The organism is Streptomyces alkaliphilus, assembly GCF_014141535.1.
In the GTDB taxonomy this organism is placed as follows: domain Bacteria; phylum Actinomycetota; class Actinomycetes; order Streptomycetales; family Streptomycetaceae; genus Streptomyces; species Streptomyces alkaliphilus.
Map to the genome: position 1 here is coordinate 1 of NZ_VKHT01001093.1, position 1582 is coordinate 1582.

Consider the following 1582-nt stretch of genomic DNA (forward strand, 5'->3'; position numbering starts at 1 on the left):
CCCTCCCGATCCCGGTCGGCAGCGGGCACCGCGGCACACCACCACCCGCACGACCCACCGAACCGGAGTCCCACCATGAGCGGAACCAGAACCAGAACCAGAACCGGAACCGGAACCGGAACCGGGACCGGAACCCGAAACACCGGCGCGGGCCGCGCCCGCCTGATGATCGCCCTGACCGTCACCGGCGGTCTACTGGTCACCGGTTGCGCCGGCGCCGGCGGCTCCTCCGGCGGCTCCTCCGGGGACGGCGGGAGCATCAACGTCCTCATGGTGAACAACCCGCCGATGGTCGAGCTGCAGAAGCTCACCGCCGAGCACTTCACCGCCGAGACCGGCATCGAGGTGAACTTCACCGTCATGCCGGAGAACGAGGTCCGCGACCGCATCAGCCAGGACTTCGCCAACCAGGCCGGCCAGTACGACGTCGCCACCATCAGCAACTACGAGACCCCGATCTACGCCCGCAACGGCTGGCTCCACGAACTCGACCCGTACCTGGCCGAGGACACCGACTACGACGTCGAGGACGTCCTGGAGCCGATGCGCGACTCCCTCCTCGGCGAGGACGGGAAGACCTACGCCCAGCCGTTCTACGGCGAGTCCTCCTTCCTCATGTACCGGCAGGACGTCTTCGAGGAGCTCGGTCTGACCATGCCCGAGCAGCCCACCTGGGACGAGGTCGCCGAGCTGGCCGCCGAGGTGGACGAGCGGCGCGGCGACATGAAGGGCATCTGTCTGCGCGGCCTCGCCGGCTGGGGGGAGGTCATGGCCCCGCTCACCACCGTGGTCAACACCTTCGGCGGCACCTGGTTCGACGCCGACTGGGAGGCCCGGGTCAACGCCCCCGAGTTCGTCGAGGCCACCGAGTTCTACGTGAACCTGGTCCGCGAGCACGGCCAGGCCGGTGCCGCCCAGTCCGGCTACGCCGAGTGCCTGAACAACATGACCCAGGGCAACACCGCCATGTGGTACGACGCCACCGCCGGCGCCGGCTCCCTGGAGGCCGACGACTCCCCGGTCAAGGGCGACATCGGTTACGTCCCCGCCCCGGTCAAGGAGACCGACAGCTCCGGCTGGCTCTACACCTGGGCCTGGGGCATCCAGAAGGCCTCCTCCAACACCGACGCCGCCTGGGAGTTCATCTCCTGGGCCTCCGGCAAAAAGTACGAGGAGCTGGTCGGCGAGGAGATCGGCTGGGCCAACGTCCCCGCCGGCAAGCGCGCCTCGCTCTACGAGAACCCCGGCTACCAGGAGGCCGCCTCGGCCTTCTACGAGGTGACCCGGCAGGCGATCGGCCGGGCCGACCCGCTCAACCCCGGCGTCCAGGAGCGTCCGGCCGCCGGCATCCAGTTCGTCGGCATCCCCGAGTTCACCGACCTCGGCACCCGGGTCGCACAGGAGATCAGCTCCGCCATCGCCGGGCAGCAGACGGTGCAGGAGGCCCTGGACAAGTCCCAGGAGATGGCCGAGCGGGTCGCCGAGGGGTACCGCGACCGATGAGTGACACCTCCGTCACCCCGAGCCCGGCGGGCGGGTCCTCCCCGTCCGCCGGGGCCCGGCCCGCCCCGGCGGACGGGGA

1 protein-coding gene is annotated in these 1582 nt (G+C 70.4%); it reads left to right on the plus strand.

Features of this window, described 5'->3' with window-relative positions; translation table 11 throughout:
• The first annotated feature begins 165 nt into the window (after positions 1–165).
• Entirely contained in the window at positions 166–1503 is a 1338-nt protein-coding gene (locus FNQ90_RS22615; protein WP_182608042.1) for an ABC transporter substrate-binding protein, read from the plus strand.
• Positions 1504–1582: the final 79 nt, after the last annotated feature.